The organism is Thalassococcus sp. S3 (genome assembly GCF_004216475.1).
In the GTDB taxonomy this organism is placed as follows: domain Bacteria; phylum Pseudomonadota; class Alphaproteobacteria; order Rhodobacterales; family Rhodobacteraceae.
Genome location: NZ_CP022303.1, coordinates 1,549,831 through 1,575,379 on the forward strand (window position 1 = coordinate 1,549,831; position 25,549 = coordinate 1,575,379).

Annotated in this window: 22 protein-coding genes; 8 read left to right on the top strand and 14 right to left on the bottom strand. The window is 63.1% G+C overall.

The window, feature by feature from the left end; translation table 11 throughout:
* Window positions 1-7: 7 nt before the first annotated feature.
* Together CFI11_RS07765 and CFI11_RS07770 are read right to left on the bottom strand one after the other, a co-directional pair.
* Window positions 8-865: a bile acid:sodium symporter family protein gene (locus CFI11_RS07765; RefSeq protein WP_130404694.1), complete on the bottom strand. Its 858-nt coding sequence runs from the start codon at window positions 863-865 to the stop codon at window positions 8-10.
* Window positions 866-952: 87 nt separating this feature from the next.
* Window positions 953-2,725 (bottom strand): SLC13 family permease, encoded by a 1,773-nt coding sequence (locus CFI11_RS07770; protein ID WP_130409956.1) that lies wholly within the window; start codon window positions 2,723-2,725, stop codon window positions 953-955.
* A 260-nt stretch (window positions 2,726-2,985) separates the two neighbouring features.
* On the opposite strand from CFI11_RS07770, the gene CFI11_RS07775 reads away from it, so the two are divergent.
* The gene (locus CFI11_RS07775) at window positions 2,986-3,726 is read left to right on the top strand and encodes a YebC/PmpR family DNA-binding transcriptional regulator (protein ID WP_130404696.1); all 741 of its coding nucleotides are present in this window, start codon (window positions 2,986-2,988) and stop codon (window positions 3,724-3,726) included.
* Between the two features lie 9 nt (window positions 3,727-3,735).
* Here CFI11_RS07775 and CFI11_RS07780 read toward each other — a convergent pair whose 3' ends face one another.
* Complete coding sequence (locus CFI11_RS07780; protein WP_130404698.1) at window positions 3,736-3,978, bottom strand: hypothetical protein; 243 nt, start codon at window positions 3,976-3,978, stop codon at window positions 3,736-3,738.
* 598 nt (window positions 3,979-4,576) lie between these two features.
* On the bottom strand, window positions 4,577-5,311 hold the full coding sequence (locus CFI11_RS07785) for a folate-binding protein YgfZ (protein ID WP_130404700.1): 735 nt from the start codon (window positions 5,309-5,311) through the stop codon (window positions 4,577-4,579).
* A gap of 82 nt (window positions 5,312-5,393) precedes the next feature.
* Here CFI11_RS07785 and CFI11_RS07790 point away from each other — a divergent pair, with 82 nt between their 5' ends.
* Window positions 5,394-5,993 carry a glycosyltransferase gene (locus tag CFI11_RS07790; protein ID WP_130404702.1) on the top strand — a complete coding sequence of 200 codons (600 nt, stop codon included), beginning with the start codon at window positions 5,394-5,396 and terminating at the stop codon, window positions 5,991-5,993.
* On the opposite strand, the gene CFI11_RS07795 is transcribed toward CFI11_RS07790, so the two are convergent.
* Window positions 5,977-7,848, bottom strand: coding sequence for an ABC transporter ATP-binding protein (locus tag CFI11_RS07795; RefSeq protein WP_130404704.1), 1,872 nt, complete (start codon window positions 7,846-7,848; stop codon window positions 5,977-5,979). The genes CFI11_RS07790 and CFI11_RS07795 overlap by 17 nt on opposite strands.
* Before the next feature lie 131 nt (window positions 7,849-7,979).
* Here CFI11_RS07795 and CFI11_RS07800 point away from each other — a divergent pair, with 131 nt between their 5' ends.
* Window positions 7,980-9,194, top strand: a complete 1,215-nt coding sequence (locus CFI11_RS07800) for an alanine--glyoxylate aminotransferase family protein (RefSeq protein WP_130404706.1) — start codon at window positions 7,980-7,982, stop codon at window positions 9,192-9,194.
* Between the two features lie 14 nt (window positions 9,195-9,208).
* Here CFI11_RS07800 and CFI11_RS07805 read toward each other — a convergent pair whose 3' ends face one another.
* Window positions 9,209-9,427, bottom strand: coding sequence for a hypothetical protein (locus CFI11_RS07805; protein WP_130404708.1), 219 nt, complete (start codon window positions 9,425-9,427; stop codon window positions 9,209-9,211).
* Between the two features lie 53 nt (window positions 9,428-9,480).
* On the bottom strand, window positions 9,481-10,599 hold the full coding sequence (locus CFI11_RS07810) for a pyridoxal phosphate-dependent aminotransferase (RefSeq protein WP_130404710.1): 1,119 nt from the start codon (window positions 10,597-10,599) through the stop codon (window positions 9,481-9,483).
* Window positions 10,600-10,679: 80 nt separating this feature from the next.
* On the opposite strand from CFI11_RS07810, the gene CFI11_RS07815 reads away from it, so the two are divergent.
* The gene (locus CFI11_RS07815; protein ID WP_130404712.1) at window positions 10,680-11,744 is read left to right on the top strand and encodes an SMP-30/gluconolactonase/LRE family protein; all 1,065 of its coding nucleotides are present in this window, start codon (window positions 10,680-10,682) and stop codon (window positions 11,742-11,744) included.
* Window positions 11,745-11,811: 67 nt separating this feature from the next.
* Window positions 11,812-12,594, top strand: a complete 783-nt coding sequence (locus CFI11_RS07820; protein ID WP_130404714.1) for a crotonase/enoyl-CoA hydratase family protein — start codon at window positions 11,812-11,814, stop codon at window positions 12,592-12,594.
* 144 nt (window positions 12,595-12,738) lie between these two features.
* On the opposite strand, the gene CFI11_RS07825 is transcribed toward CFI11_RS07820, so the two are convergent.
* On the bottom strand, window positions 12,739-15,897 hold the full coding sequence (locus tag CFI11_RS07825) for a valine--tRNA ligase (RefSeq protein ID WP_130404716.1): 3,159 nt from the start codon (window positions 15,895-15,897) through the stop codon (window positions 12,739-12,741).
* Between the two features lie 129 nt (window positions 15,898-16,026).
* Between CFI11_RS07825 and CFI11_RS07830 the strand changes: the two genes are divergently transcribed.
* The gene (locus CFI11_RS07830) at window positions 16,027-18,324 is read left to right on the top strand and encodes a xanthine dehydrogenase family protein molybdopterin-binding subunit (RefSeq protein WP_130404718.1); all 2,298 of its coding nucleotides are present in this window, start codon (window positions 16,027-16,029) and stop codon (window positions 18,322-18,324) included.
* A complete protein-coding gene (locus tag CFI11_RS07835; RefSeq protein WP_130404720.1) occupies window positions 18,302-19,354 on the top strand; it encodes a DUF2235 domain-containing protein in 1,053 nt (350 codons plus the stop codon). Before CFI11_RS07830 ends, CFI11_RS07835 begins: the two co-directional genes overlap by 23 nt.
* 543 nt (window positions 19,355-19,897) lie before the next feature.
* On the opposite strand, the gene CFI11_RS07840 is transcribed toward CFI11_RS07835, so the two are convergent.
* Together CFI11_RS07840 and metF are read right to left on the bottom strand one after the other, a co-directional pair.
* On the bottom strand, window positions 19,898-20,383 hold the full coding sequence (locus CFI11_RS07840; protein WP_130404722.1) for a PaaI family thioesterase: 486 nt from the start codon (window positions 20,381-20,383) through the stop codon (window positions 19,898-19,900).
* A 52-nt stretch (window positions 20,384-20,435) separates the two neighbouring features.
* Window positions 20,436-21,296 carry a methylenetetrahydrofolate reductase [NAD(P)H] gene (gene metF, locus CFI11_RS07845; RefSeq protein ID WP_130404724.1) on the bottom strand — a complete coding sequence of 287 codons (861 nt, stop codon included), beginning with the start codon at window positions 21,294-21,296 and terminating at the stop codon, window positions 20,436-20,438.
* Window positions 21,297-21,386: 90 nt separating this feature from the next.
* On the opposite strand from metF, the gene CFI11_RS07850 reads away from it, so the two are divergent.
* A complete protein-coding gene (locus CFI11_RS07850; protein ID WP_130404726.1) occupies window positions 21,387-22,292 on the top strand; it encodes a LysR family transcriptional regulator in 906 nt (301 codons plus the stop codon).
* An 8-nt stretch (window positions 22,293-22,300) separates the two neighbouring features.
* Here CFI11_RS07850 and CFI11_RS07855 read toward each other — a convergent pair whose 3' ends face one another.
* The 4 genes from CFI11_RS07855 to CFI11_RS07870 form a co-directional block, all read right to left on the bottom strand.
* The gene (locus CFI11_RS07855; RefSeq protein ID WP_130404728.1) at window positions 22,301-22,762 is read right to left on the bottom strand and encodes a GNAT family N-acetyltransferase; all 462 of its coding nucleotides are present in this window, start codon (window positions 22,760-22,762) and stop codon (window positions 22,301-22,303) included.
* A gap of 98 nt (window positions 22,763-22,860) precedes the next feature.
* On the bottom strand, window positions 22,861-23,901 hold the full coding sequence (locus tag CFI11_RS07860) for an NADP-dependent oxidoreductase (RefSeq protein ID WP_130404730.1): 1,041 nt from the start codon (window positions 23,899-23,901) through the stop codon (window positions 22,861-22,863).
* A gap of 112 nt (window positions 23,902-24,013) precedes the next feature.
* Window positions 24,014-25,054, bottom strand: coding sequence for an NADP-dependent oxidoreductase (locus CFI11_RS07865; protein ID WP_130404732.1), 1,041 nt, complete (start codon window positions 25,052-25,054; stop codon window positions 24,014-24,016).
* Window positions 25,055-25,068: 14 nt separating this feature from the next.
* Complete coding sequence (locus tag CFI11_RS07870) at window positions 25,069-25,521, bottom strand: hypothetical protein (RefSeq protein ID WP_130404734.1); 453 nt, start codon at window positions 25,519-25,521, stop codon at window positions 25,069-25,071.
* Window positions 25,522-25,549 lie beyond the last annotated feature (28 nt).

A 25,549-nucleotide genomic window follows, 5' to 3' on the forward strand; every position in this document is an offset into this window, starting at 1 on the left:
CGCTCCTCTACCGGCTGCGGAACCATGCGATGAAGGGCAGGGCCACCAGATACATGGTGATCCCGTAAACCGCCGACGGCAAGGCCATGGTGCTGAACCCGTCGGTGACGCCGGTGACCAAAGCCGCCAGCGCGATCCCGAGGGTGGAGTTCTGCACGCCGGTCTCCAGCGAGATCGTCTTCATCTCGGGCCAGGTCAGCCGTCCCAGCTTGGCCAGCACCAGCCCGATAACCAGAAGCGCCGCGTTCAGTGCGATCAGTGCGCCGCCGATGACGGCCACATTCTCGACGAAAGTGTCCCAATTGGTGGCAAGCGCCGCCAGCACGATGATGACGAACAGGGCCACGGCAAGCCGCGACAGCGGAAGATCGATGGCCAGCGCGAAACCGGTGGCGAAATGCCTGAGCGCCACCCCGATCACGACGGGCAGGGTGGTAATGAGAAAGAGGGCAAAGGCGAGGCTTGCAATGGAAACCTCTGGCGCGGCGTCGCCCATGAAGTAACCCACCGACCAAGCCACAAGGAACGGCACGGTCAGGATGCTGAGCAGGCTGATCACCGCCGTCAGGGAGACCGACAGGGCCACGTCTCCCTTCGACAGTTTGGACAGAATGTTGCTTGTCACCCCGCCGGGGCAGAAGGACAGGATCATGATCCCTACCGCGATCTCGGGCGGCAAATCGAAGATCAACGTGATGACGAAGGCGGTCATCGGCAGCAAAAGAACCTGAGAGATGGCGCCGATCAGAAAGGCATGGCCGCGTTGGGCGACACGTTTGAAGTCCGCCGCCTCCAGCCCGACGCCCAGCGAAAACATGATGATCGCCAGCGATAGCGGCAGAAACACGTTGATCAGAATATCCACAAAGACCCCTCCCAAAGCCTGATTTCAGTCAGACTAGGCAGGGGGTGCGGTCGGCTTCAACCGATCATCGCGGAAAGTGCCGCAAGGTCAGAGCGGCCAGAAAAGCAGTATCGCAGGGATCGACACGGCCACGATGATGATCTCCAGCGGCAGGCCCATGCGCCAGTAATCTCCGAATTGATACCCTCCGGGCCCCAGGATCAGCGTGTTGTTCTTGTGCCCGATGGGGGTGAGGAACGCCGCCGACGCGGCCACCGCGACAGCCATCAGGAACGGGTCGGGGGAGACACCGAGGCTTTGCGCCATCTGGATACCCACCGGCGCCGCGACGATGGTGGTGGCAGTGTTGTTGAGCACGTCCGACAGCGTCATCGTCACCACCATCAGCACCGTCAGGATCGCCCAGGCGGGCAGGCCTTCGGTCAGGCCCACCAAGGCGCCCGCGATCAATTCGGTCCCACCCGAGGTTTTCAACGCCGCGCCGAGCGGGATCATGGAGCCCAGCAGCACCACGACCGGCCATTCGATGTGAGTGTAGAGCTCGGACACGGGCACGATCTTGGCCAGCACGTAAGCCACCACGACAAGACCCAGAGCAATGGGCAGATAGATCAGCCCCAGGCTTGCAGCCGCCACAGCGCCCGCAAAAAGACCGATGGCCAGCCAGACCTTTTCATCCGCCGTCACGTTCAGGCCTCTTTGCGCCAGCGGCAGGCAGCCCAGCCAGTCAGTCACATCAGATGCGGTGTCGCGCGGGCAGAGAAGGAGCAGGATGTCCCCCGGCTCCACAACGGTTTTGCGCACCTGCTTGGTGATCCGCTTGCCCTTGCGCGACAGCCCCATCAGGACCGTGCTCTGCCGCCAGGTGAGGCCGACGCTCTGCGCTGTTTTACCGGTAATGCGGGAGGTTTCGGTCGCCACGACCTCGATCACCTCCAACCCTTCGCCGCCTGCCGTCAACTGCTCCTGCCGCGCGGCGTCGGAGAAGGCGAGGCCAAGCGCCGACCGGAACTCGTCCAGCGCTTCCGGCGTGGCCTCCAGCACCAGCACGTCGCCTTCGCGCAGCACCGAATTGCGCGCCCTCCCATAGCGGCGCTTGCCATCCCGCATGAGGCCCAGAATGGCGACGTCTGTTTTCTCCGCCGTCTCTTCCAGCTCGGCGATGCGTTTGCCGATCTGTTTGGAGCCTGTCGGCACCGTCAGCTCGGCGATGTATTGCGCCAAGTCACCGACAGCGCCCGCCGCGGTGTCGCGTGCCGGGATCAGGCGCCAGCCGACCAGCGCAACGAAAGCCAATCCCGCAAGGGCCGCGACCCCGCCCACCGGGGCGAAATCGAACATTCGAAACGGCTCTCCCAAAGATTCCTGCCGGATAGACGCGATGATGATGTTGGGCGGCGTGCCGATCAGTGTGACCATTCCACCCAGGATCGTGGCGAAGCTTAGCGGCATCAGGCTGATACCCGGCGCGCGGCCCGCCTTGCGCGCGGTCTGGATGTCGACCGGCATCAGCAGGGCCAGGGCTGCCACGTTGTTCATAAAGGCCGACAGCACCCCGCCGATCCCGCCCATCAGCGCGATATGCGCACCCAGATTGCGTGAGCTGTCCACAAGCGTGCGCGTGATGAGAAAGACGGCTCCCGACCGGACCAGGCCGGCCGAAACCACCAGGACAAGGGCCACGATCAGCGTGGCGGGGTGGCCAAACCCCGAAAAGGCGTCCTCCACCGGCACGACCCCCAGAACGACGCCGATCATGAGGGCTGAAAAGGCCACGATATCATAGCGGAACCGCCCCCAGAGCAGGAGGGCGAAGACGGCTGCGAAAAGCGAAAAAAGAATAATCTGGTCCAAGGTCATGGCGGCGTTTCTAGACATGGCCCCGGATCGGGTCACGCCTCTTTTTTGGGAAAGCCTGGTGATGCCATGGCCACAGACGCGGCAACCGCCATGAAACGGCAGGGTCATTTTACCGCGTCCTCCGCCCATGCATTCGATAAAACGATGCCTGGTTTCGCCGTTCCCGCCCACCGCCTGAGCGCTGACCCGCATGGGATTGCCCCCCGCCGCCAACCTGTTTTATAGAGCGGCGATAGCGTGAAAAGACGGGTGAGGACCTCATGGCGGGCCATTCAAAATGGGCAAATATTCAGCATCGCAAGGGGCGTCAGGACGCTGCGCGGTCGAAATTGTTCTCGAAACTCTCCAAGGAGATCACCGTCGCCGCGAAGATGGGGGATCCCGACCCCGACAAGAACCCGCGCCTGCGGCTTGCGGTGAAAGAGGCCAAGTCGAATTCCGTCCCAAAGGACGTGATCGAACGCGCGATCAAGAAATCCCAGGCGGGCGACGGCGACGAATACGAGGAAATCCGCTATGAGGGTTATGGCCCCAACGGCGTTGCCGTGATCGTCGAGGCAATGACCGACAACCGTAACCGAACCGCCTCGACCGTGCGTTCCACCTTTTCCAAGAACGGCGGCAACCTGGGAGAGACCGGTTCGGTCGGCTTCATGTTCGAACGCAAGGGCGAGGTGGCATATTCAGCCGAGACCGGCGATGCCGACACCATCATGATGGCCGCGATCGAGGCGGGCGCCGACGATGTCGAAAGCAGTGAAGACGGCCATATCATCTGGTGCGCGGATACCGACCTCAATGACGTCTCTTCCGCACTGGAAGCCGAGTTGGGCGAAAGCGAAAGCACCAAATTGGTTTGGAAGCCCACCACCACCACCGATATGGATCTGGAGAGCATGCAGAAGCTGATGAAGCTGATCGATGCTCTAGAAGATGATGACGACGTGCAGCGCGTCACCACCAATTTCGAAGCGTCCGACGAGGTGATGGAACAGCTTTAGGCCCGCGCGTCAGCCGCCGATATAGGGGGCGCCGCGCACGGTCTTGGGGCGGTAGAACACCTTTTGGTTGTGCAGCCGGCCCAGAAGGTCATGCGTATCGGCAAGGGTGGCGTCGATCTGTTCGGCCTCTTCGCCATCTTCATCGATATCCAGGCGTTTGAGGCACAATTCCGACTTGCGCGCCTGCAAAGCCGTTTCGATCAGTTCAATATCCTCGACATTCAGTTCGAACTTGGTGTTGTAGCCCGGCATCGCTTCCTCGCCTGTTTCCGATAGGAAATTATCTTATTCGCGTCATATAGAGCGACGTCTGCGACATGGCCAGAGGCGATATGGCTGTTTTTCCGGGCTCCGCCGCTTTTCCGCGGATCAGGAGGATATTTGTGGAATAAGTGGGCACCGCATCAGCAGATAGACGCCGTCGCCCATTGATCTCAACTCGGGGATCAAGCCGCAACTGGCTGGTCCTTTGGGTGACCTTCAAAGGCCGGTCTTGTGCGGATGCGCCGCGTGCCTGCCGCCTGTCAATTCGGCCTGCGCCTCTCCGTTGGCTTCAAGAATGTGCTTTTTCTGTTATCCCTCTCGCCGAAACTCCCATTTGCTTGATTGAACCGTTTGACCTCGCAACGGTCCATCTTTGGGGTGTTTCTTCGCGAAACACGGCAATGGCAAGACTTCACGTCTCACGCAGGGCAAGCCCTGCAATAGCTGTGAGATCGATGTAGTGATTGGAGCCGCGTTCAGCGTATCCGTCTAACCGCGTGAACACCCGATCAGGCGAGCGTTCGCGCTGGTCCATGTGTCGCCGTTCGGCTGGCAAACCGCAGCACCACCGAACACGGATCGACGCTCAGACGCGTTTGACATGTGCTCCCGCCGCCTGCATATCGCCCTTGGCACGGTCAAAGCGCAAATAGGCGATGGCCTCGCCGCCCGCTTGGGTCAAGACCGTGCCCGCCAGCTTTCCATTTGCCTCGATCTCGCTGCCCACGGGGACCGGTTCCGAGATCGTGATACGTGCAAGGCCCTTTCGCAACTCGGTCTTGTGCTTCATGCGGGCCGTGACTTCCTGGCCGACATAGCAGCCCTTTTTGAAATCCACGCCGTTGAGCGCTTCAAAGCCCGCCTCGAGGATGAAGGTATCCCCGGTCAGCTCGATACCGGTTTCCGGGATGCAATGCGCGACGCGCAGCGCGGTCCAATCGGTGCCGTCATCGGCTTCGGGCCCCTCCGAATAGGCCCGCCACCCCAATTCCGGGTGGCGCGGATCGGGCAGAGCGCCATCCGGCACCGGGCCGGTGCCACGCTGAACACCAATGTCCGTGTCAGAGATGGAGACATCCGCGCGCAGTTTATACATCGTCAGCCGCTTGGCCAGCATGTCCGCAGCCTCTTCGGCGACGTCGATGAGAACGGCATCGTCCGTCTGGATCATGAAAAAGTCGGCGATGTATTTGCCTTGCGGGGTCAGGATCGCGGTATAGACTAGACCATCGGACAGTCCCGAAACGTCATTGGTCACAAGGCCTTGCAGGAACTCGTGGACGTCGGAGCCGGTCAGGCTGAGAATGCGGCGGCTGGCCATGTTGACGCTCCTTTGATATCTGCCGAATACATAATAGGGTCATGTCCCAGCGCAACCTTTAACGATTGTCACGTGAGGGCCCATGGTCGCCCAGATCAGTTTCATCTTACCCACCCTGAACGCACAGCCCCATCTGCCAACCTGTCTGACCGCTCTCATGGAAGGGTTGCATGCCGGTCTGATCCGCGACCTTGTGATCAGTGATGGCGGGTCTTGTGATGCGACGCTCGCAATGGCGGATGCGGCGGGGGCGGAAATCGTGTCGGGGGCGCCCGGCTGGCAGGCGCAGGTCCGCAACGGCATCAAGATGGCGCGGGGCCGATGGCTTTGGATCATGCGCCCGGACTGTATCCTTCAGCCGGGTTGGTCCGAAACGGCGGCTGCCTATCTCAGGTCTGAAAGCACGCCTGCTTTCTGCCCGGTCCATCTGCGCGCGCCCGGATTGCGACCCATGATCTGGGCCTCGGCGCGCAACCTGTCGGCTCATGTCAGTGGCGCGCCCTCTCGGGACCATCCGCTTCTTCTGCGGGCCTCGGACGTGGGCGCAAAAGCGATCTGTCCAAAAGGGGCGCAGGTCATGCCGGTCCGGGCCAGCCTGTCGTCATTCCGCTTGTCTCCGGAGGCAGCATCAACACCGTCCGGGGCGAGCGTGCCCGAACTGACGATCAGCCGAAAAGCCTGACCCGCAGTCGGGAGAGCCAGCCCGTCGCATCAGAGTGCGGGACGATCGCATTCTCGTTTGGCGGGGCGCTGCCCAAAGGTTCGGCCACCGCTTTGCCTTCCTTGAATTGCAGCCGGTAGAGATCGGCGTAAAGGCCACCACGCTCCAGCAATTCGTCATGGCTGCCTTCGTCCACGATCCGGCCGCGATCCATCACGACAATCTTGTCCGCGCCCTGGATCGTTGACAAACGGTGCGCGATCACCAGCGTCGTGCGCCCGCCCGAAAGCCGGTCAAGCGCATCCTGAACCACCTGCTCTGATTGCGCGTCAAGGGCACTTGTGGCCTCATCCAGCAGGAGGATCGGCGTGTCCCTCAGCAAAGCGCGGGCAATCACCACGCGTTGACGTTGCCCGCCCGACAAGGCCGAGCCGCGTGGCCCCACCTCGGTATCGAGCCCATCGGGAAGACTTGGCAGGAAGTCGCTGACATGCGCCGCGTCCAGCACCTCTTTCAACCGCTCTTCCGGCACGTCCTGTCGGCCAAGAAGCACGTTTTCCCGCAAAGTCTCGTCGAAAAGCAGGGCCTCCTGGCTGACAACCGAAAAAAGCCCCCGCAGATCGCCTAAACTCATCGCCTTTGTGTCGACGTCCCCGATCAGGGTTTCGCCATCTTCAGCATCAACAAGGCGGGTCAAAAGGTTGAAAATGGTCGATTTCCCGGCGCCCGAAGCGCCGACAAGTGCGGTCGTCTTGCCAGCCTCCGCCACTAGCGAAACGTCGTTCAACACCGGCGTATCGGCGTATCTTACGGTGACGCCATCCAGCCGGACTTCCGGCACGCCCGCGGGGGGTGCTACGGGGTTGTCGGGTGAGGTCAGCATGATTGGCGCTTCCATCAGCGCCTTGATCCGTTCGATCGCGGCGGCGGCACTTTGCCAAAGGCCGCTGATAGCGCCCAGCCGGCGCAGGGGATCAAAAGCAAGGCCCATCGCAGTGAAAAAGCTCATGAATTGGCCAACCGTCTTTTCCCCGGCGATGATCTCGGAGCCGCCATAGATCAACACCCCCATGAAGCCGAGGCCCGCCATGATGTCCACCAGTCCGGGGATCGTGGCCGTACCGAAAGACGCGCGCGTTTCGGCGTAGACGAACGTGTCGGTATGTTCCCGGTATCGCTTTGCCTGATACCGTTCGAGCGCGTTCAGCTTGACCGGTACAATTCCGTGAAACACCTCATCAAGTCTCGTTGCAAGAACGGCGCCTAAATCTCTGGCTTGGCTTGCTTTCTTGCGGACATAGCGCTGCGCCATAAGCGCGGGGGCAAGCATCAGCGGCGTGCCGATACAGGCGATGGCCGCCCACTTCCAGTCGATATTTATGGCCACGCCCATCAACACCACCAGCGTGATCACATCACGCCCTGCACCGGTGATGATGGCCCGCCAGACCATGTTGACGGCGTCGACGTCCGACTGGACCCGCTGGATCAGGAAGCCCGGTGGATGAGACTGGTGAAAGGCGCCGTCCTGGCGGATCAGACGGTCGAGCAGATCAAACCGGATATCCGCAGCCGTCAGCAGCGCGATCCGGGTCAAGAGCACTTTCTGGATGACCCCGGAAAAGGCGCGGATGACGAAAATGCCAAGGATGGCCACGCTGACCCACCACAGCGCATTGCTGTTGCCGGCCACGAGGACCTCATCGAACATCGGCTGCATCATGTAGCTGAGCGCGCCGACCATCGACCCTTCGATCAGCATGAAGATCAGGGCAATGCCCAAAAGACCCAGGTATCGGCGGAGATAGCCGCGCCACAGCCACCCCAGCAACACGCGGCTGCGTTCGGCTGTCTGAGGAGGGGGTGGCTTGCTCATGAGCTTGGATCTTCCGGCAAAGAGGCGTCAGCGCGATGTAAAGCGCACAGATGGCCCGCGCAAGGGATCAGCGGATTGACCACCGCCGCGCCGAAGCTAATCTCGCGCAAGTCAGAAGGAGCCTTGCCGACATGTCAAATCCGCTCAGCCTTGCCCAGGGGCGTCAGTATCTTGCTATTCCGGGCCCATCCGTGATCCCCGACGCGGTGCTGCGCGCGATGCACCGCGCGTCGCCGAATATCTACGCGGGTGAGCTGGTCGATATGACGGCTGGCATCGTCCGGGACCTGGCGCGTGTTGCCCGGACGGAACATCATGCGACCATCTATATCGGCAATGGCCACGCGGCATGGGAGGCTGCGCTTGCCAATACAATCGCGCCGGGGGACACCGTTCTGGTGCCCGCGACGGGACGGTTCGGCATTGGCTGGGGCGAGATGGCGCGGGGACTTGGCGCCGAGGTCGAGCTGATCGATTTCGGCAAATCCGCCCCGATTGATATGGACCGGATCGCCGACATCCTGCGTGCCGACAAGGCGCATAAGATCAAGGCGGTGCTGGCCGTGCATGTGGATACGTCCAGCTCGATCCGGAACGACCTGCCGGCGTTGCGCGCTGTCCTTGACGCCGAAGCGCACCCGGCGCTGCTGATGGCCGACTGCATCGCGTCACTTGGCTGCGACCGCTTCGAGATGGACGCCTGGGGTGTCGATGTGATGGTGACGGCGTGCCAGAAGGGCCTGATGGTGCCACCGGGCACTGCGTTCGTCTTTTTCAATGATCGTGCGGCCGATGCGCGGGCGCGCATGCCCCGCGTCTCCAATTATTGGGACTGGGTGCCCCGCGCCAACCCGGACGATTTCTACCAGTATTTCAACGGAACCGCGCCGACGCACCATCTTTATGGCCTGCGCGCGGCGCTCGACATGATCCACGAAGAGGGGATGGTGCATATCTGGGCGCGACATGCCCGTTTGGCCGAAGCGATCTGGGCCGCCTGTGAGGTCTGGTCGCAGAACGGGGCTTTCCAGATGAACGTGGACGATCCCGCGCATCGGTCCCATGCGGTGACAGCGTTGCGGCTGGAGCCTCCCCACGGCACCGCCTTGCGGGACTGGGTCGAACAGAACCTGGGGCTGACCCTCGGCATCGGTCTGGGCATGGCGGCGCCGGATGATCCGGCCTGGCACGGCTTTTTCAGGTTGGGTCACATGGGTCATGTGAACGGACAGATGGTGCTGGGCCTGCTCGGCGGGATCGAGGCCGGGCTGTCCGCGCTTGACATCCCGCGCGGGCAGGGCGCAATCGATGCGGCCGCCGCTGTGCTGGCCAAGGATGGGATCTGACCGCGTTCGGCGGCTCAGTCCTTGCGCCGCCGCACCCAGGACATCGCCGGAGCAAGGCCACGCCGCTCCGCCACGCGCTCCACCAGGTGGAAGATGAAAAGGCTCAGCAGCAGCACCGGGATGAAGCCGTAAATCACCCAGATCGTGAAGAAGATCCAAAGCAGATTGACACCGAGCATCGTCAATGCCGCATCGGTGAAATCCGGTGCTTGGCCGTGTTTTCGTTCGCCCATGGCGTATTCTCCTTCACCTTCCCTGCGTCAGTATAACGCAGCAATGGCAAATGTCAGGTAAACACGGCTTGAGACGCGGAGGCGAGCGCCCTGGGCAGGGCTTCGGCCAGATGATCCAGGTCCTCAGGCAGGCCGCAGCTGACCCGGATGCAGCGGTTCTGGGGGGCAGCGAAGGGCATCCTTACGAAAGTCCGTTGCGCGACAAGCTCGTCCAGGACCGCCTTGGCGAACGCGCCATCACGACCGCAATCGACCGCCACGAAATTCGTGGCCGAGGGTAGGGCCCGTAACCCGTTCTCACCGGCAATCTCCCCGATGCGCTGGCGTGACGCGTCGATACGCGCACGCAACGAGGGGATCCAGTCCTCCGCCTGCATCGCGGCAATGGCCGCCTCCTGCGCCAGCCGGTTCACACCGAAATGGTTGCGGACTTTGTCAAAGGCCCGGATCAGGTCCCGCGCCCCGAGCGCATAGCCGATGCGCAGGCCTGCCAGCCCATAAGCTTTCGAAAACGTGCGCATGCGGATGACGCGCGGATCGTCGGCCATCAGATCGGGCGCGGCCTCATGCGGGGCGCATTCGATATAGGCCTCATCCAGCACCAAAAGGCATCCCTCCGGCAGATCTTCAAGCGCTGCCTTCAGGTCCGCGCCGTCGTGCCAAGAGCCCATCGGGTTGTCGGGATTGGCCAGGTAGACCAGCTTTGCCCCAACCGCGCGCGCCTTTGCGAAAAGCGCTTCGGGATCCTCCCGGTCGTCGCGATAAGGGACTTTGTGCAACGTGCCGCCAAAGCCTGCGACGTGGTAGTTGAACGTGGGATAGGCCCCGTCCGACGTCACGACCGCGTCGCCCGCCTCGATGACCAGGCGGACGAGATACCCCAAGAGTGCGTCAATCCCTTCCCCGATCACGATATTCTCAGCGCGCACATTCAACCGGCGAGCGATGAGGGTCTTCAGATCATAAGCCTCCGGATCACCATATTGCCACACGGCACCGGCCTCGCGGGATATCACTTCGATCGCCGCGGGGGGCGGGCCGAACACGCTCTCATTCGCGCCGAGACGGGCCAGGAAAGGTGCGCCCTGTGCTCTCTCCTGGGCCTCGGGGCCGACAAACGGAACAGTCGCGGGCAGCGCATGGGCGAGGCGGGTATAGCGGGGGCCGGTCATGTGGGCAGATAAGCGAAAGGCTTGCGGGACCGCAAGAGACCGGGGCACTCTGCGCCTGACGCGCCAAGAGGAGACCCGAGATGCGCATTCTGGCTCTGATCCTGCTTGCAGGCCTTGCTTATCTGCTGTTCTGGCCCGTCGACATGGACCCAGTCGTCTACGACCCGCCCGAAGATCGCGGGTTTGTCGCGGAGTACGCGCGAAATTCCACCCTTTCAGAGGCTGAATTCGTGACGTTGCCGGACGGGGCCGAGGGGCCGGAAGACCTTGCCGTGACAGCGGAGGGGTTGATCTACACCACAGATCTCGCAGGGCGCCTTTACCGGATCGAAGAGGACGTGCCGAGGGTGATCGACACTTTGGGGGGCCGCCCCCTTGGCCTTGATATCGGTCCCGACGGTCTGCTCTACATCGCCGACAGCTACCGCGGCCTCATGCGGTGGAGTGGCGCCGGTCAGTTGCAGCTTCTGGCCAACGTGGTCGAAGGTCAGGAGATCATGTACGCCAATCAGCTGGATGTTGCTGCGGACGGAACAATCTATTTTTCCAACTCCACAACCCGATTTGATCCCGAGACGCGGGGCGGAACAAAGCCGACATCCGTCATGGCCATCTGGGAGCAGACGCAGACCGGGTTCGTCGCGCGGCGTCTGCCCAACGGCGAAACCGAAATGGTCGCGGATGGCTTTGTCTTTGCCAATGGCGTCGCACTCTCGCCCAACGAAGAGTTTCTGCTGGTTGCCGATTCGGGTCGCGCACAGGTGCATCGGATCTGGCTGGATGGACCGCGCGCGGGCGAGAGGGAGGTCTTTCTCGACAACCTGCCGGGCTATCCCGACAATATCGAGCCGATGAGGGACGGCACCTATTGGATGGCCTTTGCCAGCCCCCGTGTGCCGGCAGAGGCATTGATGCCCTATCCGTTTCTGCGAAAAGTGATCTGGCGCCTTGGTCCCCTCGTGCGGCCTGCGCCCATCGAAGAGGGGCATATGGTACTTTTTGACGGAGACGGACAGATCCTTGCATCGTTGCAGGATCCCGAGGGGCGGTTGGGGATCACCACGGGTGGGCGCCTTGTCGGAGACATCCTCTATATCACCACGTTGGCCAGCCCGGGCTTCGGACGGCTGACCGTGCCGGAATAACCTGACGTCTCTCTGGTCTTCGCATTCCCGATCCGCTCTGATCGAAGGCAATCAGAGGAGGATCAAGATGGCGCGTGTTTCAGTCGAGTATCGGGACCATGTGGCGCACGTGACGCTCACCCGCGGGGACAAGATGAATGCGCTCGACCCCGAGATGGTCGATGCGATTTTGCAGGCAGGGCAAGAGGTTGGTGCTTCGGACGCGCGCGCGGTGGTGCTGTCGGGTGAAGGCCGCAGCTTTTGTGCGGGGCTCGACCTGTCGGAGTTCGCCAAGATGGGCCAGGTCGATCCCGGCCAGTGGCTGCTGGAGCGGACGCATGGCGACACGAACAAGATGCAAGAGCTGGTCATGGTCTGGCGCAGGGTGCCGGTGCCTGTCATCGCGGCGGTGCAGGGCGTGGCTTATGGCGGCGGGCTGCAACTGGCGCTGGGGGCGGATATTCGTATCGCGCATCCGGAGGCCAAGTTCTCGGTGATGGAGATGAAGTGGGGCATCGTGCCGGATCTCGGGGGTATGGTGCTATTGCCCAAGCTGGTGCGGTCGGACGTGTTGCGGCGGCTGATCTATACGGCCGAGGCCGTGGGGGCGGAGCAGGCGGAGCGGTGGGGGCTGGTGACCTCGGTTTCTGACGACCCGCTGGCGGAGGCGCGGGCGCTGGCGGCGGAGATTGCGGGGAAGAGTCCGTCGGGAATTAGGGCGGCTAAGCGGTTGATAGAATTGGCGGAAACGGCGGAGCGGGAAGAGGTGCTGATGGCCGAATCCGCTGAGCAGGTGGAGCTGATCGGGAAGCCGGATCAGATGGAAGTGATCATGGCACAGATGCAGAAACGGGCACCTGTTTTCAAATAGCATTAAGTATCAGTGAGTTAGGCGTGAATGCTGTGGCAGGCACGCCAGACCGACTGACCCGCACGCGGGCGGGTGCTTCGGATGGGCGTTGGGCGCCCATCCGGAGGCGGGCGCTGCCATCATTTATAAACACTAATCAGTGGCTTAGACAATCTCGCTCAACCTCTCCAGGGCGTCTTTCATCTTGGCTTCTTCAGCCTCGCGGGCGGCGAGATTGGCGCGGGTTTCCTCGACCACCTCTTCGGGCGCGGAGGCGGCGAATTTGGGGTTGTTGAGGCGGCCGCGCAGACCTCCGAGCTCCTTGGCGAGCTTGCCGAGGGTCTTTTCGAGGCGGGCCTTTTCCTCTGCGATATCAATGACACCGGCGAGAGGCAGGCCGAAGGTGCCGCCCTCGACGGACAGGGCCACGGTGCCTTTGGGGAAGGTGGTGACCTCTTCCAGCACTTCGATGCGGGCGAGGCGTTTGATGAGGGTTTCGTTGCGGTCCCACGCGGCGCGGTTTTTGGTGAGCATCTCCGTGTAAGCCACTGGAATATAAGCGCCTGCGGGGACGTGCATCTGGGCGCGGGCGGAGCGGACGGCCTCGATGAAGGAGATGACCCAGTTCATCTCGCGATCGGCGTCGGGGTCGACAAGATCGGCAGGCTCGTAGGTGGGCCAGTCGGCGTGGACGAGGAGTTTTTCGCGGCTGCCGGAGACGCTCCAGAGCTCTTCAGTGATGAAGGGCATGATGGGATGGAGCAGGATAAGGCATTGATCCAGAACCCATTTCATCGTGGCACGGGTCTCGTCGCGGGCGGCTTCGTCCTCGCCCTGCAAGAGGGGTTTGGAGAATTCCACGTACCAGTCGCAGACCTTGCCCCAGACGAAAGCGTAAAGCGCGTTGGCGGCGTCGTTGAAGCGGTAGGCCTCAAGTGCTGCGTCAACTTCGGCGCGGACCTTGGCGGTTTCGCCGATGATCCATCTGTTCACGGCATTGGTGGGTTCGTACGCGATTTCGTACGATCCATGAGTGCCGGGGGCGGCCCCGTTCGGGCCTGTTTGGGACGCTTTGGGGGATTTGTACGGAGTTTCGTACGAAAAGACCTCGTTCATCTCGGCAAAGCGCATCGCGTTCCAGATTTTGGTTCCGAAATTGCGATATCCGGCGATCCGCTGGGTGGAGAGTTTGAGGTCGCGGCCCATCGCAGCCATGGCGGTCAGAGTGAAGCGGACGGCGTCGGCGCCGTATTCGTCGATCAGCTCCAGGGGGTCGAGGACGTTGCCCAGCGACTTCGACATCTTCTTACCCTTCTCGTCGCGGACGAGGGCGTGGACGTAAACGGTATCGAAAGGTTTCTGCTCTACGACTGCATATTGCATCATCATCATCCGGGCGACCCAGAAGAAGATGATGTCGAAGCCAGTAATCAGGGTGTTGGTCGGGAAGTATTTCCGGAAGGCGTCGGTGTCTTCGGGCCAGCCCAGCGTGCCGATGGGCCAGAGGCCGGAGGAGAACCATGTGTCGAGAACGTCTGGGTCGCGCCACAAACCGATCCGGGTTGGATCATCAAGCTGTTCAGCATCTTCGCGGCGTTGCACCTCGACACAATCGTCCAGCTCATCACCGCCGATGTTTCGGCTTTTGTAGAAATCTAACGCCGCACGCTCTGCCTCTTCAAAGCTTGTTGCGCAGAATGCAACCAGATCACCCGGATCAAACGAAAGCTTATGGAAAGCGTGCGTGGTGTACTCAACATCGGACGGGGTTGCATCGACAACACCTGGCCCATACCAGACCGGGATCTGGTGGCCCCACCAGAGTTGGCGGGAGATGCACCAGGGTTCGATGTTTTCGAGCCAGTGGAAATAGACCTTCTGATCGCGTTCGGGGAGGATTTTGGTCTCGCCGGAGCGGACGGCCTCCAGCGCGGGGCCGACGATTTTGGAGGTGTCGACGAACCATTGGTCGGTCAGCATGGGCTCGATCACGACCTTGGAGCGGTCGCCCATGGGCTGCATGATGGGTTTGGCCTCAATGAGGGGGACCTCCTCGGCCGGTTGCCCGTCCTCGTCGGGTTTGGCGGCGGCTTTGCCCAGGCGGGGATCGTCGGCGCGTGTGGTGACGGCGAGGCCTTCGGTGGTGATCTGGTCGACCACCTTTTTGCGGGCCTCGAACCGGTCGAGGCCGCGCAGGTCGTCGGGGACGAGGTTGATGGTATCGGCCTCGGCTTCGCCAAGGGTGCGGTCGCCTTTGGCGACGGCCATCGCGACCTCTGCCATTTCCGCATAGGGCGCGCCGTCGGCGCGCATCGCGCCCTTGGTGTCCATCAGGCGGTACATGGGGATGCCGCCGCGCTTGGCCACCTCGTAGTCGTTGAAATCATGGGCGCCGGTGATCTTGACCGCTCCCGAGCCGAAATTCGGATCGGGGTATTCGTCGGTGATGATGGGGATCAGGCGGCGATGTTCTTTCGGGCCCACGGGGATTTCACAGAGCTGGCCCACGATGGACGCGTAGCGTTCGTCGGAGGGATGGACCGCCACGGCGCCGTCGCCCAGCATGGTTTCGGGCCGGGTCGTGGCGATGGAGATATAGTCGCGGGTCTCGCGGAGCGTGACATTCCCGTCTTCGTCTTTTTCGACGTAGTCATAGGTGGCGCCACCCGCGAGCGGGTATTTGAAGTGCCACATATGGCCGGGTGTCTCGACATTCTCGACCTCGAGATCGGAGATCGCGGTCTCGAAATGCGGGTCCCAGTTCACGAGGCGTTTGCCGCGATAGATGAGGCCCTTTTCGTACATCTCCACAAAGACCTTGATGACGGCATCGTGGAAATTGCCCTGCTCGCCCGCGGGCGCACCCGGAGCGCCGGACATGGTGAAGGCGGTGCGGGACCAGTCGCAGGAGGCGCCGAGGCGCTTGAGCTGGTTGATGATGGTGCCTCCGGATTTCTCTTTCCAGTCCCAGACTTTTTCGAGAAAGGCCTCTCGCCCCATTTCGCGGCGGGTGGCGTTGGATTTGTCCTTGGCGAGTTCGCGTTCGACGACCATCTGCGTGGCGATGCCCGCGTGATCGGTGCCGGGCTGCCAGAGCGTGTCGTAGCCCTGCATGCGCTTCCAGCGAATGAGAATGTCCTGCAACGTGTTGTTGAAGGCGTGTCCCATATGCAGGGACCCGGTCACGTTGGGGGGCGGGATCATGATGGAAAAGGTCTCGGGCCGGGAGGCGTTGGCGCCGGCGGCGAAACAGTTGCGGTCGATCCATTGCGCGGAGATGCGCGCTTCGACTTCGGCGGCGTTGAAGGTCTTGTCCATGGTCATCGGGGCGCCCCTTTGGTTTGGGCGGTGATGTAGCGAAGCTGAGGCCGAAGGGGAAGGGGCAGAAGGCGTCTGGACAAGCGGGGCGGCGGGGCTAGTGTCGCCGGTGGAAAGAGCAAGCGAGGGCACGCCATGGAGAAGTTCGGGAAAAGCCAGCCGGTCAAGAGGGTGGAGGATGTGAGGTTCCTGACGGGCCATGGGCGGTATGTGGACGATATCGTGCCGGAGGGCGCGCTTTATGCCTTCGTGTTCCGCAGCCCGGTGGCGCATGGGGTGATCACGGAGCTGGATCTGGAGGATGCGAGAGAGGCCGAGGGCGTGCATCTGGTGATCACGGCGCAGGATCTGGAAGCGGCGGGCGTTGATCTGGCGATGGCGGGGACGGTTGTGAAAAACCGCGATGGCAGCGAGGGGGCCAAGCCGATGCGGCCGCTGCTGGCCAAGGGGCGCGTCAGGCATGTGGGAGAGCCTGTGGCGGTGATCGTGGCGGAGACGATGGCGCAGGCGCGGGATGCGGCGGAGTTGATCGCGTTCGACTATGACGAATTGCCGGCGAAGATGGATCTGGCGCCCGGAGGAGAGACGGTGCATCCGGAGGCCGCCGACAACATGGCCTTTGACTGGGGCATGGGGGATGAAGACGCCACGAACGCGGCATTCGACAAGGCGGCGCAGGTGGTCAGCCTGGAGGTGGGCGACAACCGGGTGATCGTGAATTCGATGGAGCCGAGGGGGTGCTTTGCGGAGTGGGACGGAGAGCGCCTGCATCTGGCGTTCAACGGGCAGGGCGTCTGGGGGATGAAGGACAAGCTGGTCGAGAGCCTGGGGCTGGAGGCGGAGCAGGTGCGTGTGACCAATCCGGATGTGGGCGGCGGGTTCGGCATGAAGGCGATGGCCTATCCGGAATATACCGTGGTGGCTCACGCGGCCCGCGCGCTGGGCAAGCCGGTGCGCTGGATGTCGGACCGGACCGAAGCGATGCTGAGCGACAATGGCGGGCGGGATCTGACCTCGCTGGCGGAGCTGGCCTTTGACGAGAACCACCGGATCACGGCTTACCGTGTCAGGACCAGGTGCAATCTGGGGGCGTATAATTCGCAGTTCGGGCAGCCCATTCAGACGCAGTTGTTCAGCCGCGTGCTGATGGGCGTTTACGACGTGCAGACGACGTGGCTGCAGGTGGAGGGCTATTACACCAACACGGTGCAGGTGGATGCCTATCGCGGCGCGGGGCGGCCGGAGGCGATTTACGTGCTGGAGCGGGTGATGGACCGCGCGGCGAGAGAGCTGGGCATGGATCCGTGGGAGCTGCGCCGGATTAACTTTATCAAGCCGGAGCAGTTTCCCTACGACACCGCCACGGGCGAAACCTATGACGTGGGGGATTTCCACAAGGTGCTGGCGCGGGCGGCGCAGGAGGCCGATGCGCAAGGCTTTGCTGAGCGGCGCGAAGCCGACGCCAAACGCGGCCTGCTCAGGGGGCAGGGGCTTTGTTACTATATCGAAAGTATTTTGGGTGATCCTTCGGAAGGGGCGAAGGTTGAGTTCAATGAGGATGGCACGGTGACGATCTATGTCGGCACACAATCGAACGGGCAGGGGCACGAGACGGTCTATGCGCAGTTCTTGGCCGATCAGACGGGCATTCCGGCAGATCGGATCAGCGTCGTGCAGGGGGATTCGGACCGGATTGCCCAGGGCGGCGGGACGGGCGGGTCCCGCTCGGTCACGGTGCAGAACAATGCGACGCTGGCGACGGTGGAGGTGATGATCGCGGCTTTCACGCCTTATCTGGCGGAGAAGATAGGCGTGGACGAGGGAGAGATCACCTTTGATGACGAGCAGTTCCGCGCGCCGGGATCGAACCTGACGCCCACCATGCTGGACGTGGCGGAGATGGCCCGCGCGGATGGCCGGACGGAGCTTTTGACCCATGAAGCGCGCGCGACGCTGCCGGCGCGCAGCTTTCCGAACGGATGTCATGTTACAGAAGTTGTCGTCGATCCGGAGACGGGTGTCGTTACCGTGGATCGCTATGAGGTGGTGGACGATTTCGGCAATCTTATCAATCCGATGCTGGCCGAAGGTCAGGTGCACGGCGGGGTCGCGCAAGGGATCGGGCAGGCGATTACGGAGCATGTGGTCTACGACGAGGACGGCCAATTGCTCACGGCAACGTTCATGGATTACGCCTTGCCGCGTGCGGATGACGTTCCCATGATTGAGTTTACCTCGGAACCTGTTCCGTCCACCGCGAATATCATGGGTATGAAAGGCTGTGGCGAGGCGGGCACGGTCGGCGCTTTGGCGGCGGTCGCGAATGCGGTGCAGGACGCGCTGTGGGACCGGGGTGTCCGGCAGGCCGATATGCCGTTTACGCCGATGAAGGTTTGGGAATTGTTGCAGGATGATGCTATCGCGGCTGAATGATTTCGTCAGGGAGTGGTGGGGCCGGCGCGCGCGGGCCCAGACCTCTCCCCGGCAGCGGCTGCGGGGCCCGCAGGCGCATGTGATCATTCTGGATGGCACGATGTCGTCGCTGCAGCCGGGGCAGGAGACCCATGCGGGCACGGTCTATAAGCTGTGCCTGGAGGCGGGGCCGCAAGTGTCGGTCTATTACGAGGCGGGGCTGCAATGGCCCAGTTGGCGCAAGACGCTGGACGTGATGATGGGGCGCGGAATCAACCGTCAGATCCGGCGCGCTTACGGGTACCTTGCGTCGAGATACAGGCCGGGGGATCGCATTTTCCTCATCGGCTATTCAAGAGGCGCCTATGCGGTACGCTCCCTGGCGGGTGTGATCGACCGGGTGGGGCTCTTGCGCGCGGATGCGGCGACGGAGCGGAATATCCGGCAGGCCTACCGTCATTACGAACGTGCGCCGGAAAGTGCCCACGCGACGGCATTCGTGCGGGCCTATTGCCATCAGGGTGTGCCGATCGAGATGGTGGGCGTATGGGACACGGTGAAGGCGCTGGGGCTGAGAGTGCCGTTGCTTTGGCGGCTCGACGGAGAGAAGCACGCATTTCACAATCACCAGCTTGGACCCACGGTGCGCAACGGGTTTCACGCGGTGGCCTTGGACGAGACGCGGTTGGTCTATGAGCCGATCATGTGGGACTGCCCGCAAGACTGGCTGGGCCGGGTGGAGCAAGTCTGGTTCCGGGGCACGCACGGCGATGTGGGCGGGCAGCTTTGCGGGTTCGAGGAGGCGCGACCGCTGGCGAATATCCCGCTGGTCTGGATGCTGGAGCGCGCGGAGCTCTGCGGTCTGCCACTGCCGGAGGGCTGGAGGGAGCGGTTTCCCTGCGATCCGGAGGCGCCTTCGGTCGGCACGTGGCGGGGCTGGGCCAAGATTTTCCTGCTGCGGAAGAGGCGTGTTGTGGGTGTGGATCCATCGGAGCACCTGCACGAGACGGTGCCACCACGCGGGCCTGAACTGGAGGGCGCGCGGGCGTGAGTTGTGTCGCGTGTAAGGTTGTGGAGCCTTAGAGACCCCCGTGCCGGAATGCGTGGAGCTATCGCATGGCGTTTTGGGAACGGTGAGGCAGGCGAGTAAGGGCACGGGTGGCGCGTCTTGCCGCTGGAAAGGGTGCCTATGGACCGGTGCTTTCGAGTTACCTCGCTCGTGATCATCTTTCCTCCGCTTCGATCAGTGCGCTGAGGGCCGCGCCCGACCTCCCCCCGGAGGGCGCGGCTCGGTGGTGCCCACCGGGCGGGAGGGTTGAGAGGTGTGGCACTCCTGGGGTGAGCGGCATCTTGGAAGCGGTCTGGGAGGTCGTTTTAGCTGCGGACGGGCGGAATGCATGGGAGCCCTATCCCGAAAACGCTGTCAGAGAGCGTTTCAAAGGCGAACGTGCGGAGCCCTGGGCGGGCGCGGCCCGGTGGTGCCCACCGGGCGGGAGGTTTGAGAGGTGTGGTACTCTCAAAATAGGGGACGGCGCTTTTGGCGCCCGACGGGATTTTCCGTATTTTTATCGAGAAGAAGCAGGGGACCTGCGCGTCAGTCCTTGGCCATTTGCATGATGATGCAGGTGGTGGAGCCGGTGGCGTAAAGTTTGCCGTCTTCCACGCCGCGGATCTCTCCATGTGCGATGCCGGTGGAGCGACCGGAATGGTCGACGGTGCCGGTGCAGTCGATCTGCGTGCCCAGGGGGATCGGGCGGGTGATATTGATCTTGTATTCGAGCGTTGTGTAGACCGAGCCGCGCGGCACTTTGGTCATCACGGCGCAGGCCATCGCGCTGTCGAGAAGCGTGCCGTACCAGCCGCCGTGGACGGTGCCCATCGGGTTGGTGACGTTGAATTCCGGCGTGCCGCGGAAGGTGGCCGTGCCGTCATCGACGGCGTGGAGTTTATAGCCCATGGTTTGGCCGATGGGCGGGCCGGGCAGGCGCCCCTCGACGATACCACGCATGAAATCGAGGCCCGACATGTCGAGCAATTCAGCCATGGAGAGCAGGTCGGCGGGGGATTGGGCGATGGTCATGGGGCGTCTCCTTTGCGGAAGACGCTATCAGCGGGTGCCGTTGCGGCAAGCCTTACGCCACGTTCTCCAGTTGCACCTGGGGGACGATGCCGAGAGCGTGGCAGACGTCACGGGTCAGCTCGGGGCGGTTGAGCGTGTAGAAGTGCAGGTTTTCGACGCCGCCTTCGATCAGGTCGGAGCAAAGCTCGGTGCAGATGGCGGTGGCGAGCAGGTCGGTGCGGCCGTCCCGCTCGGCGGTCTCGAAAGCGCTGAGCGTCCAGTCGGGGATGCGGGCGCCGCAGCGCTCGGCAAAGCGGCGGGCGCCTTTCCAGTTCTCGATGGGCAGGATGCCGGGGGTGATGGGCGCGTCGATGCCAGCCTTGGCGCAGGCATCGCGGAAGCGGAAGAAGGTATCGGCCTCGAAGAAGAACTGGGTGAGCGCTTCGTGCGCGCCGGCGTCGATCTTGGCCTTGAGCCAGTCGATATCGGCCTGGGGGTTGGCGGCTTCGGGGTGGATGTCGGGATAGGCGCCAACGCGGATCGTGAATTGGCCGGTCTCTGCGAGGGCGGTGATCAGCTCGCAGGCGTCGGAGAAGCCTTCGGGGTGGGGCTGGAAGGCGCCGGTGCCTTTTGGAGGATCGCCGCGCAGGGCAACGATATCGGTGACGCCGGCCTTGGCGAAATCGTCGGCGATGGCGAGGGTCTCAGAGCGGGTCGCGTTCACGCAGGTGAGGTGGGCGGCGACTTTGAGACCGGAGGATTTGTGCAGGGTGGCGACAGCTTCACGCGTGAGATCCCGGGTGGTGCCGCCGGCGCCGTAGGTGACGGAGACGAAGCGGGGGCCGAGGGGGGCGAGGGTCTGCACCGTGTCCCAGAGCCGGAAGGAGGCTTCGAGATTTTGCGGTGGGAAGAATTCGAACGAGACCTCGGGCATGCGGCAACTCCGGCTGTTTATCCCTTGTTGCACCTGCAGCATTGTGAGACAACTTCATAATCCTCAAGACAGATATGAGCGAGATTGAAGGTGCATATCGAATTCCGGCATCTGCGCACGATCAAGGCCATTCATGATTGCGGCGGGCTGGCGCGGGCGGCGGATGTGCTGCACATCACGCAAAGCGCGCTGAGCCACCAGATCAAGGGGCTGGAGGATCAGGCGGGGGTGGAGCTGTTTGTGCGGCGGTCGAAGCCGATGACGCTGTCGGCGGCGGGATTGCGCCTGCTGAGGCTCGCGGAGCAGGTGATGCCGCAGGTCGAGGCGCTGCAGGAGGAGTTCACCAACCTGCGCGACGGGCGCGCGGGGCGGATGCATATCGCCATCGAGTGCCATGCCTGTTTCGAGTGGCTCTTTCCGGTGCTGGAGGGGTTTCGCAAGAGCTGGTCGGATGTGGATGTGGACATCAAGCCGGGGCTCGCGTTCGAGGCGATGCCGGCGCTGCTGAAGGAGGAGGTGGATCTGGTCGTCTCCTCGGACCCGGAGGAGATGCCGGGGGTGGAGTTCATCGAACTCTTTGATTATGCCCCAGTTTTCGTGGCCTCGGCCCAGCATCCGCTGGCGGCGAAACCGTTCGTGGAGGCGAAGGATTTTCGCGGGCAGACGCTGATCACCTACCCGGTGGAGCGGACGCGGCTGGACGTCTTCAGCCAGTTGCTGATCCCGGCCAAGGTGGAGCCGGCGGCGATCCGGCAGGTGGAGTTGACGGCGGTGATCCTGCTGCTCGTGGCGTCAAACCGGGGCGTGTCGGTGCTGCCGGACTGGGTGGTGCGGGAAGTCAAATACAGCTCGGATTACGTGACACGGCCGCTGACTGAGCAGGGGATCACGCGGCGGCTTTATGCGGCGATCCGGTCGGAGGATGCGGATAAGCCCTATATGCGGGAACTGATCGACCTGGCCCGCATCGAGGCGCGGAAATTACAGGCCGCGTAAGGCCGGGATCAGGACACCTCGTAGCATTTGCAGATCCGCCCTTCGGGCATGCGGTAGGTGCGGAACCCCATCGCCTCGTAGTAGGCAAGACCTTCGGCGTTGTCGTCGCCGATGCTGGCGTCGATCTTGCGCAGACCCGCGGATTGCGCGGCCTCGCGCGTGGCTGAGAAGAGCGCGCGGCCCACGCCGCGACGGGCGGCATGAGGGCTGACATGGGTGCCGATGACGCCCCACCCCGCCTCGACGCCGAATTCGTTGTCCGGCCCCGCGAGGGTCAGGGCCTGGAAGCCGAGGATCGTGCCATCCGCGTCTTCGGCGACCGAACAGCGGATGGAAGACGGGTTTTCGACATAATGGCTTTGGACGAATTCCAGGTCGCTGCGGCGGGTGCGTTTGCCAAGGGCCGAGAGTTCCTGGAGAAAGGCGCTCATCGCGGGGGCGTCGTCCAGTCGGGCGGGGCGGATGATCATCTGGACCTCGTGCGATCGGTTGTGGACCGCTCCTTGGTAGAGGGGTCCGCACGCCCCGGCAAGACGGGCGAGCCGAGGGCCCGCCCCTGCGGTGAGGTTCAGGCGACCTTGACGATCTGTTTGCCCTTGTTGCGCCCTTCGAGCAGGCCGATGAACGCCTGGGGCGCGTTTTCGAGGCCTTCGGCGATATCTTCGACGAATTTGATCTCGCCTGACGCCACTTTGGGACCAACCTCCGCCAAGAAGGCGGGGTAGCGGTCCCAGTGGTTGGAGATGATGAAGCCGTTGACCGACAGGAAGTTGACGAGGACCGTGCGCCAGAGCTTGGGCAGGTTGTCCTTCTCGTCGCCGGCATTGGCGCCGAGGCCGCCGGCATTGTACCACGCGATCATGCCGCAGATGGGGATGCGGCCGAAGGGGTTCATCAGGGGGATGATCGCCTCAAGCACCTTGCCGCCCACGTTTTCGAAATAGATGTCGATGCCTTTGGGGCAGGCCTCTTTCAGGGCGGCGCGCAGGGCGGAGGCGTCGTCATAGGCGCGGTGGTCGAGGCAGGCGTCGAAGCCGAACGTGTCGGTGGCCATCTGACATTTGTCGGCGCCCCCGGCGATGCCCACGACGCGCAGGCCCAAGGATTTGGCGAGTTGGCCGACCATGGAGCCGACAGGGCCGGTGGCGGCGGCCACGACGAGGGTTTCGCCCTCCTTCGGGCGGCCATATTCCATAAGCCCGTGCCAGCCGGTGAAGCCCGGCATCCCGAGCACGCCGAGGGCGGCGGTGATGGGACCATGGGCGGGGTCCAGCTTGCGGCACTGATTGGCGGGGATCACGGCGTGGCTGGCCCAGCCGAACATGCCGAAGGCAAAATCGCCCGGCTGGAACGCGTCGCTGTTGGAGGCTACGACCTCGCCCACGGCGCCGCCTTCCATCGTGCCGCCGATGGGCACGGGCTGCGCGTAGGATTTGGCGTCGTCCATGCGTCCGCGCATATATGGGTCGAGCGACATGTAATGGACCTTGACGAGGATCTCTCCGTCGCCTGGGGTGGGCATGTCGGCGGCCTCAAAGCTGAAATTGTCGGGCGTGGGCGCGCCGGTGGGGCGGCTGGCCAGGGCGATGCGGTGCATCTGGTCGGTCATGTCTTGGTCCTCCTCGCTATTTTGGCGCAGGGTGCCGGGGGCGGGCGGGCATGACAACAAGTGACGCTGCGGCAGCATGAAGCGCGCCCGGACCAGCCGGACGCGGTTGGGGTCAGGCGATCTTGACGATCTGTTTGCCTTTGTTCTTTCCGTCGAGGAGGCCCATGAAGGCGGCGGGCGCGTTTTCCAGCCCTTCGACGATGTCCTCGACGAACTTGATCTCGCCCGCATCGACACGCGGACCGATCTCGGCCACGAAGTCGGGGTAGCGGTGCCAGTGATCGAGGATGATGAAGCCAGTCACCGACAGGGAGTTGACGAGGATCATGCGCCAGATCTTGGGACCGGCGAGCCCAGCCTCGACCACGCTTTCACCGAGATTGCCGGCATTGTACCAGCTGATCATGCCGCAGACGGGGATGCGCCCGAAGCTGTTCATCAGGGGCAGGACGGCTTCGAGCACCTTGCCGCCGACATTTTCGAAATAGATGTCGATGCCCCTTGGGCAGGCCGCGTTCAGCGCGGCGGTGAGGCTGGCGGCATCGTCATGGGCCCGGTGGTCGAGGCAGGCATCAAAGCCGAAGGTCTCGATCGCCATCTGGCACTTTTCCGCTCCGCCGGCGATACCGACGACGCGCAGGCCGAGAGACTTGGCCAATTGGCCGACCATGGAGCCGACGGGGCCGGTGGCCGCCGCGACAACCAGCGTTTCGCCGGCCTTGGGGCGCCCGTATTCCATCAGGCCCACCCAGCCGGTGAAACCGGGCATGCCGAGGACGCCAAGGGTGTTGGTCATGGAGCCATGTTTCAGTTCGATCTTGTTGACGGTTTCGGCAGGGGCTGCGGCATGGGTGGTCCAGCCGAGCATGCCGTAAGCCAGATCGCCGGGTTTGAAATCGGGGCTTTTGGAGGCCACGATCTCACCCACGCCGCCGCCATGCATGGTGCCGCCGATCTCGACCGGGGCGATGTAGCTCTCGGCGTCGTCCATGCGCCCGCGCATGTAAGGGTCGAGAGAGAGGTAATGGAGTTTGACGAGAACGTCGCCGTCCTGAAGCTCTGGCATGGGGGCGGGCTCAAAGCGGAAGTTTTCGGGCACCGGGCTGCCGGAGGGGCGGCTGGCGAGGGCGACGTGATGGATTTGGTCGGTCATGACTGGGCCTTCCTTCACGCTTGAATGCCGGTTGCTGCGCCGTCGGCGCGGCAGGAGATCTCGGGAAAAGCGACCTGGGCATGCGCCGTCAAGCTGCCGAACTTGGACAGAGATGCGGGGGCTTCGGGGAAATCGTTGCCTCCGTCGCCGCCCTTTTCGGGTCCGCATGAATTTTGAGGTGAGGCGATGCGGGCGGGACGACTCAACCTCTCTGGAGCGGACAGACGTGCCGGTGATTCGGGGAAATCGCCGCTGTTTCCGTTCCCGGTTTCGCAGGAATTCTGCGGCGAGGCGATCTTGAATGGTCGGCTCTGGCAACTGACGTTGCCGCTCATGCAGCTCACGTCGGCTCCGGAAAACACGGTTCGTCGGGAAAGAACGTTGTTCGCGGTTTTTTCGGACAGGTTTGGCGATGGGCAGGCAGCGACGGCGTGGGCAATGGCGGCGGCGATGTCGGTCTTCGTCATGTCTAAGTCCTTGATTTGATGTGCGCGT

Bases quoted from the DNA above. Each gene is read 5' to 3' on its own strand.
- CFI11_RS07860 (WP_130404730.1), bottom strand. From the start codon at position 23,901: ATGACCGACCAGATGCACCGCATCGCCCTGGCCAGCCGCCCCACCGGC.
- CFI11_RS07815 (WP_130404712.1), top strand. From the start codon at position 10,680: ATGCGCATTCTGGCTCTGATCCTGCTTGCAGGCCTTGCTTATCTGCTG.
- CFI11_RS07855 (WP_130404728.1), bottom strand. From the start codon at position 22,762: ATGATCATCCGCCCCGCCCGACTGGACGACGCCCCCGCGATGAGCGCC.
- metF (WP_130404724.1), bottom strand. From the start codon at position 21,296: ATGCCCGAGGTCTCGTTCGAATTCTTCCCACCGCAAAATCTCGAAGCC.
- CFI11_RS07825 (WP_130404716.1), bottom strand. From the start codon at position 15,897: ATGACCATGGACAAGACCTTCAACGCCGCCGAAGTCGAAGCGCGCATC.
- CFI11_RS07870 (WP_130404734.1), bottom strand. From the start codon at position 25,521: ATGACGAAGACCGACATCGCCGCCGCCATTGCCCACGCCGTCGCTGCC.
- CFI11_RS07820 (WP_130404714.1), top strand. From the start codon at position 11,812: ATGGCGCGTGTTTCAGTCGAGTATCGGGACCATGTGGCGCACGTGACG.
- CFI11_RS07790 (WP_130404702.1), top strand. From the start codon at position 5,394: ATGGTCGCCCAGATCAGTTTCATCTTACCCACCCTGAACGCACAGCCC.
- CFI11_RS07770 (WP_130409956.1), bottom strand. From the start codon at position 2,725: ATGACCTTGGACCAGATTATTCTTTTTTCGCTTTTCGCAGCCGTCTTC.
- CFI11_RS07835 (WP_130404720.1), top strand. From the start codon at position 18,302: ATGATGCTATCGCGGCTGAATGATTTCGTCAGGGAGTGGTGGGGCCGG.
- CFI11_RS07775 (WP_130404696.1), top strand. From the start codon at position 2,986: ATGGCGGGCCATTCAAAATGGGCAAATATTCAGCATCGCAAGGGGCGT.
- CFI11_RS07830 (WP_130404718.1), top strand. From the start codon at position 16,027: ATGGAGAAGTTCGGGAAAAGCCAGCCGGTCAAGAGGGTGGAGGATGTG.
- CFI11_RS07810 (WP_130404710.1), bottom strand. From the start codon at position 10,599: ATGACCGGCCCCCGCTATACCCGCCTCGCCCATGCGCTGCCCGCGACT.
- CFI11_RS07795 (WP_130404704.1), bottom strand. From the start codon at position 7,848: ATGAGCAAGCCACCCCCTCCTCAGACAGCCGAACGCAGCCGCGTGTTG.
- CFI11_RS07785 (WP_130404700.1), bottom strand. From the start codon at position 5,311: ATGGCCAGCCGCCGCATTCTCAGCCTGACCGGCTCCGACGTCCACGAG.
- CFI11_RS07805 (WP_130404708.1), bottom strand. From the start codon at position 9,427: ATGGGCGAACGAAAACACGGCCAAGCACCGGATTTCACCGATGCGGCA.
- CFI11_RS07840 (WP_130404722.1), bottom strand. From the start codon at position 20,383: ATGACCATCGCCCAATCCCCCGCCGACCTGCTCTCCATGGCTGAATTG.
- CFI11_RS07865 (WP_130404732.1), bottom strand. From the start codon at position 25,054: ATGACCGACCAAATCCATCACGTCGCCCTCGCCAGCCGCCCCTCCGGC.
- CFI11_RS07780 (WP_130404698.1), bottom strand. From the start codon at position 3,978: ATGCCGGGCTACAACACCAAGTTCGAACTGAATGTCGAGGATATTGAA.
- CFI11_RS07800 (WP_130404706.1), top strand. From the start codon at position 7,980: ATGTCAAATCCGCTCAGCCTTGCCCAGGGGCGTCAGTATCTTGCTATT.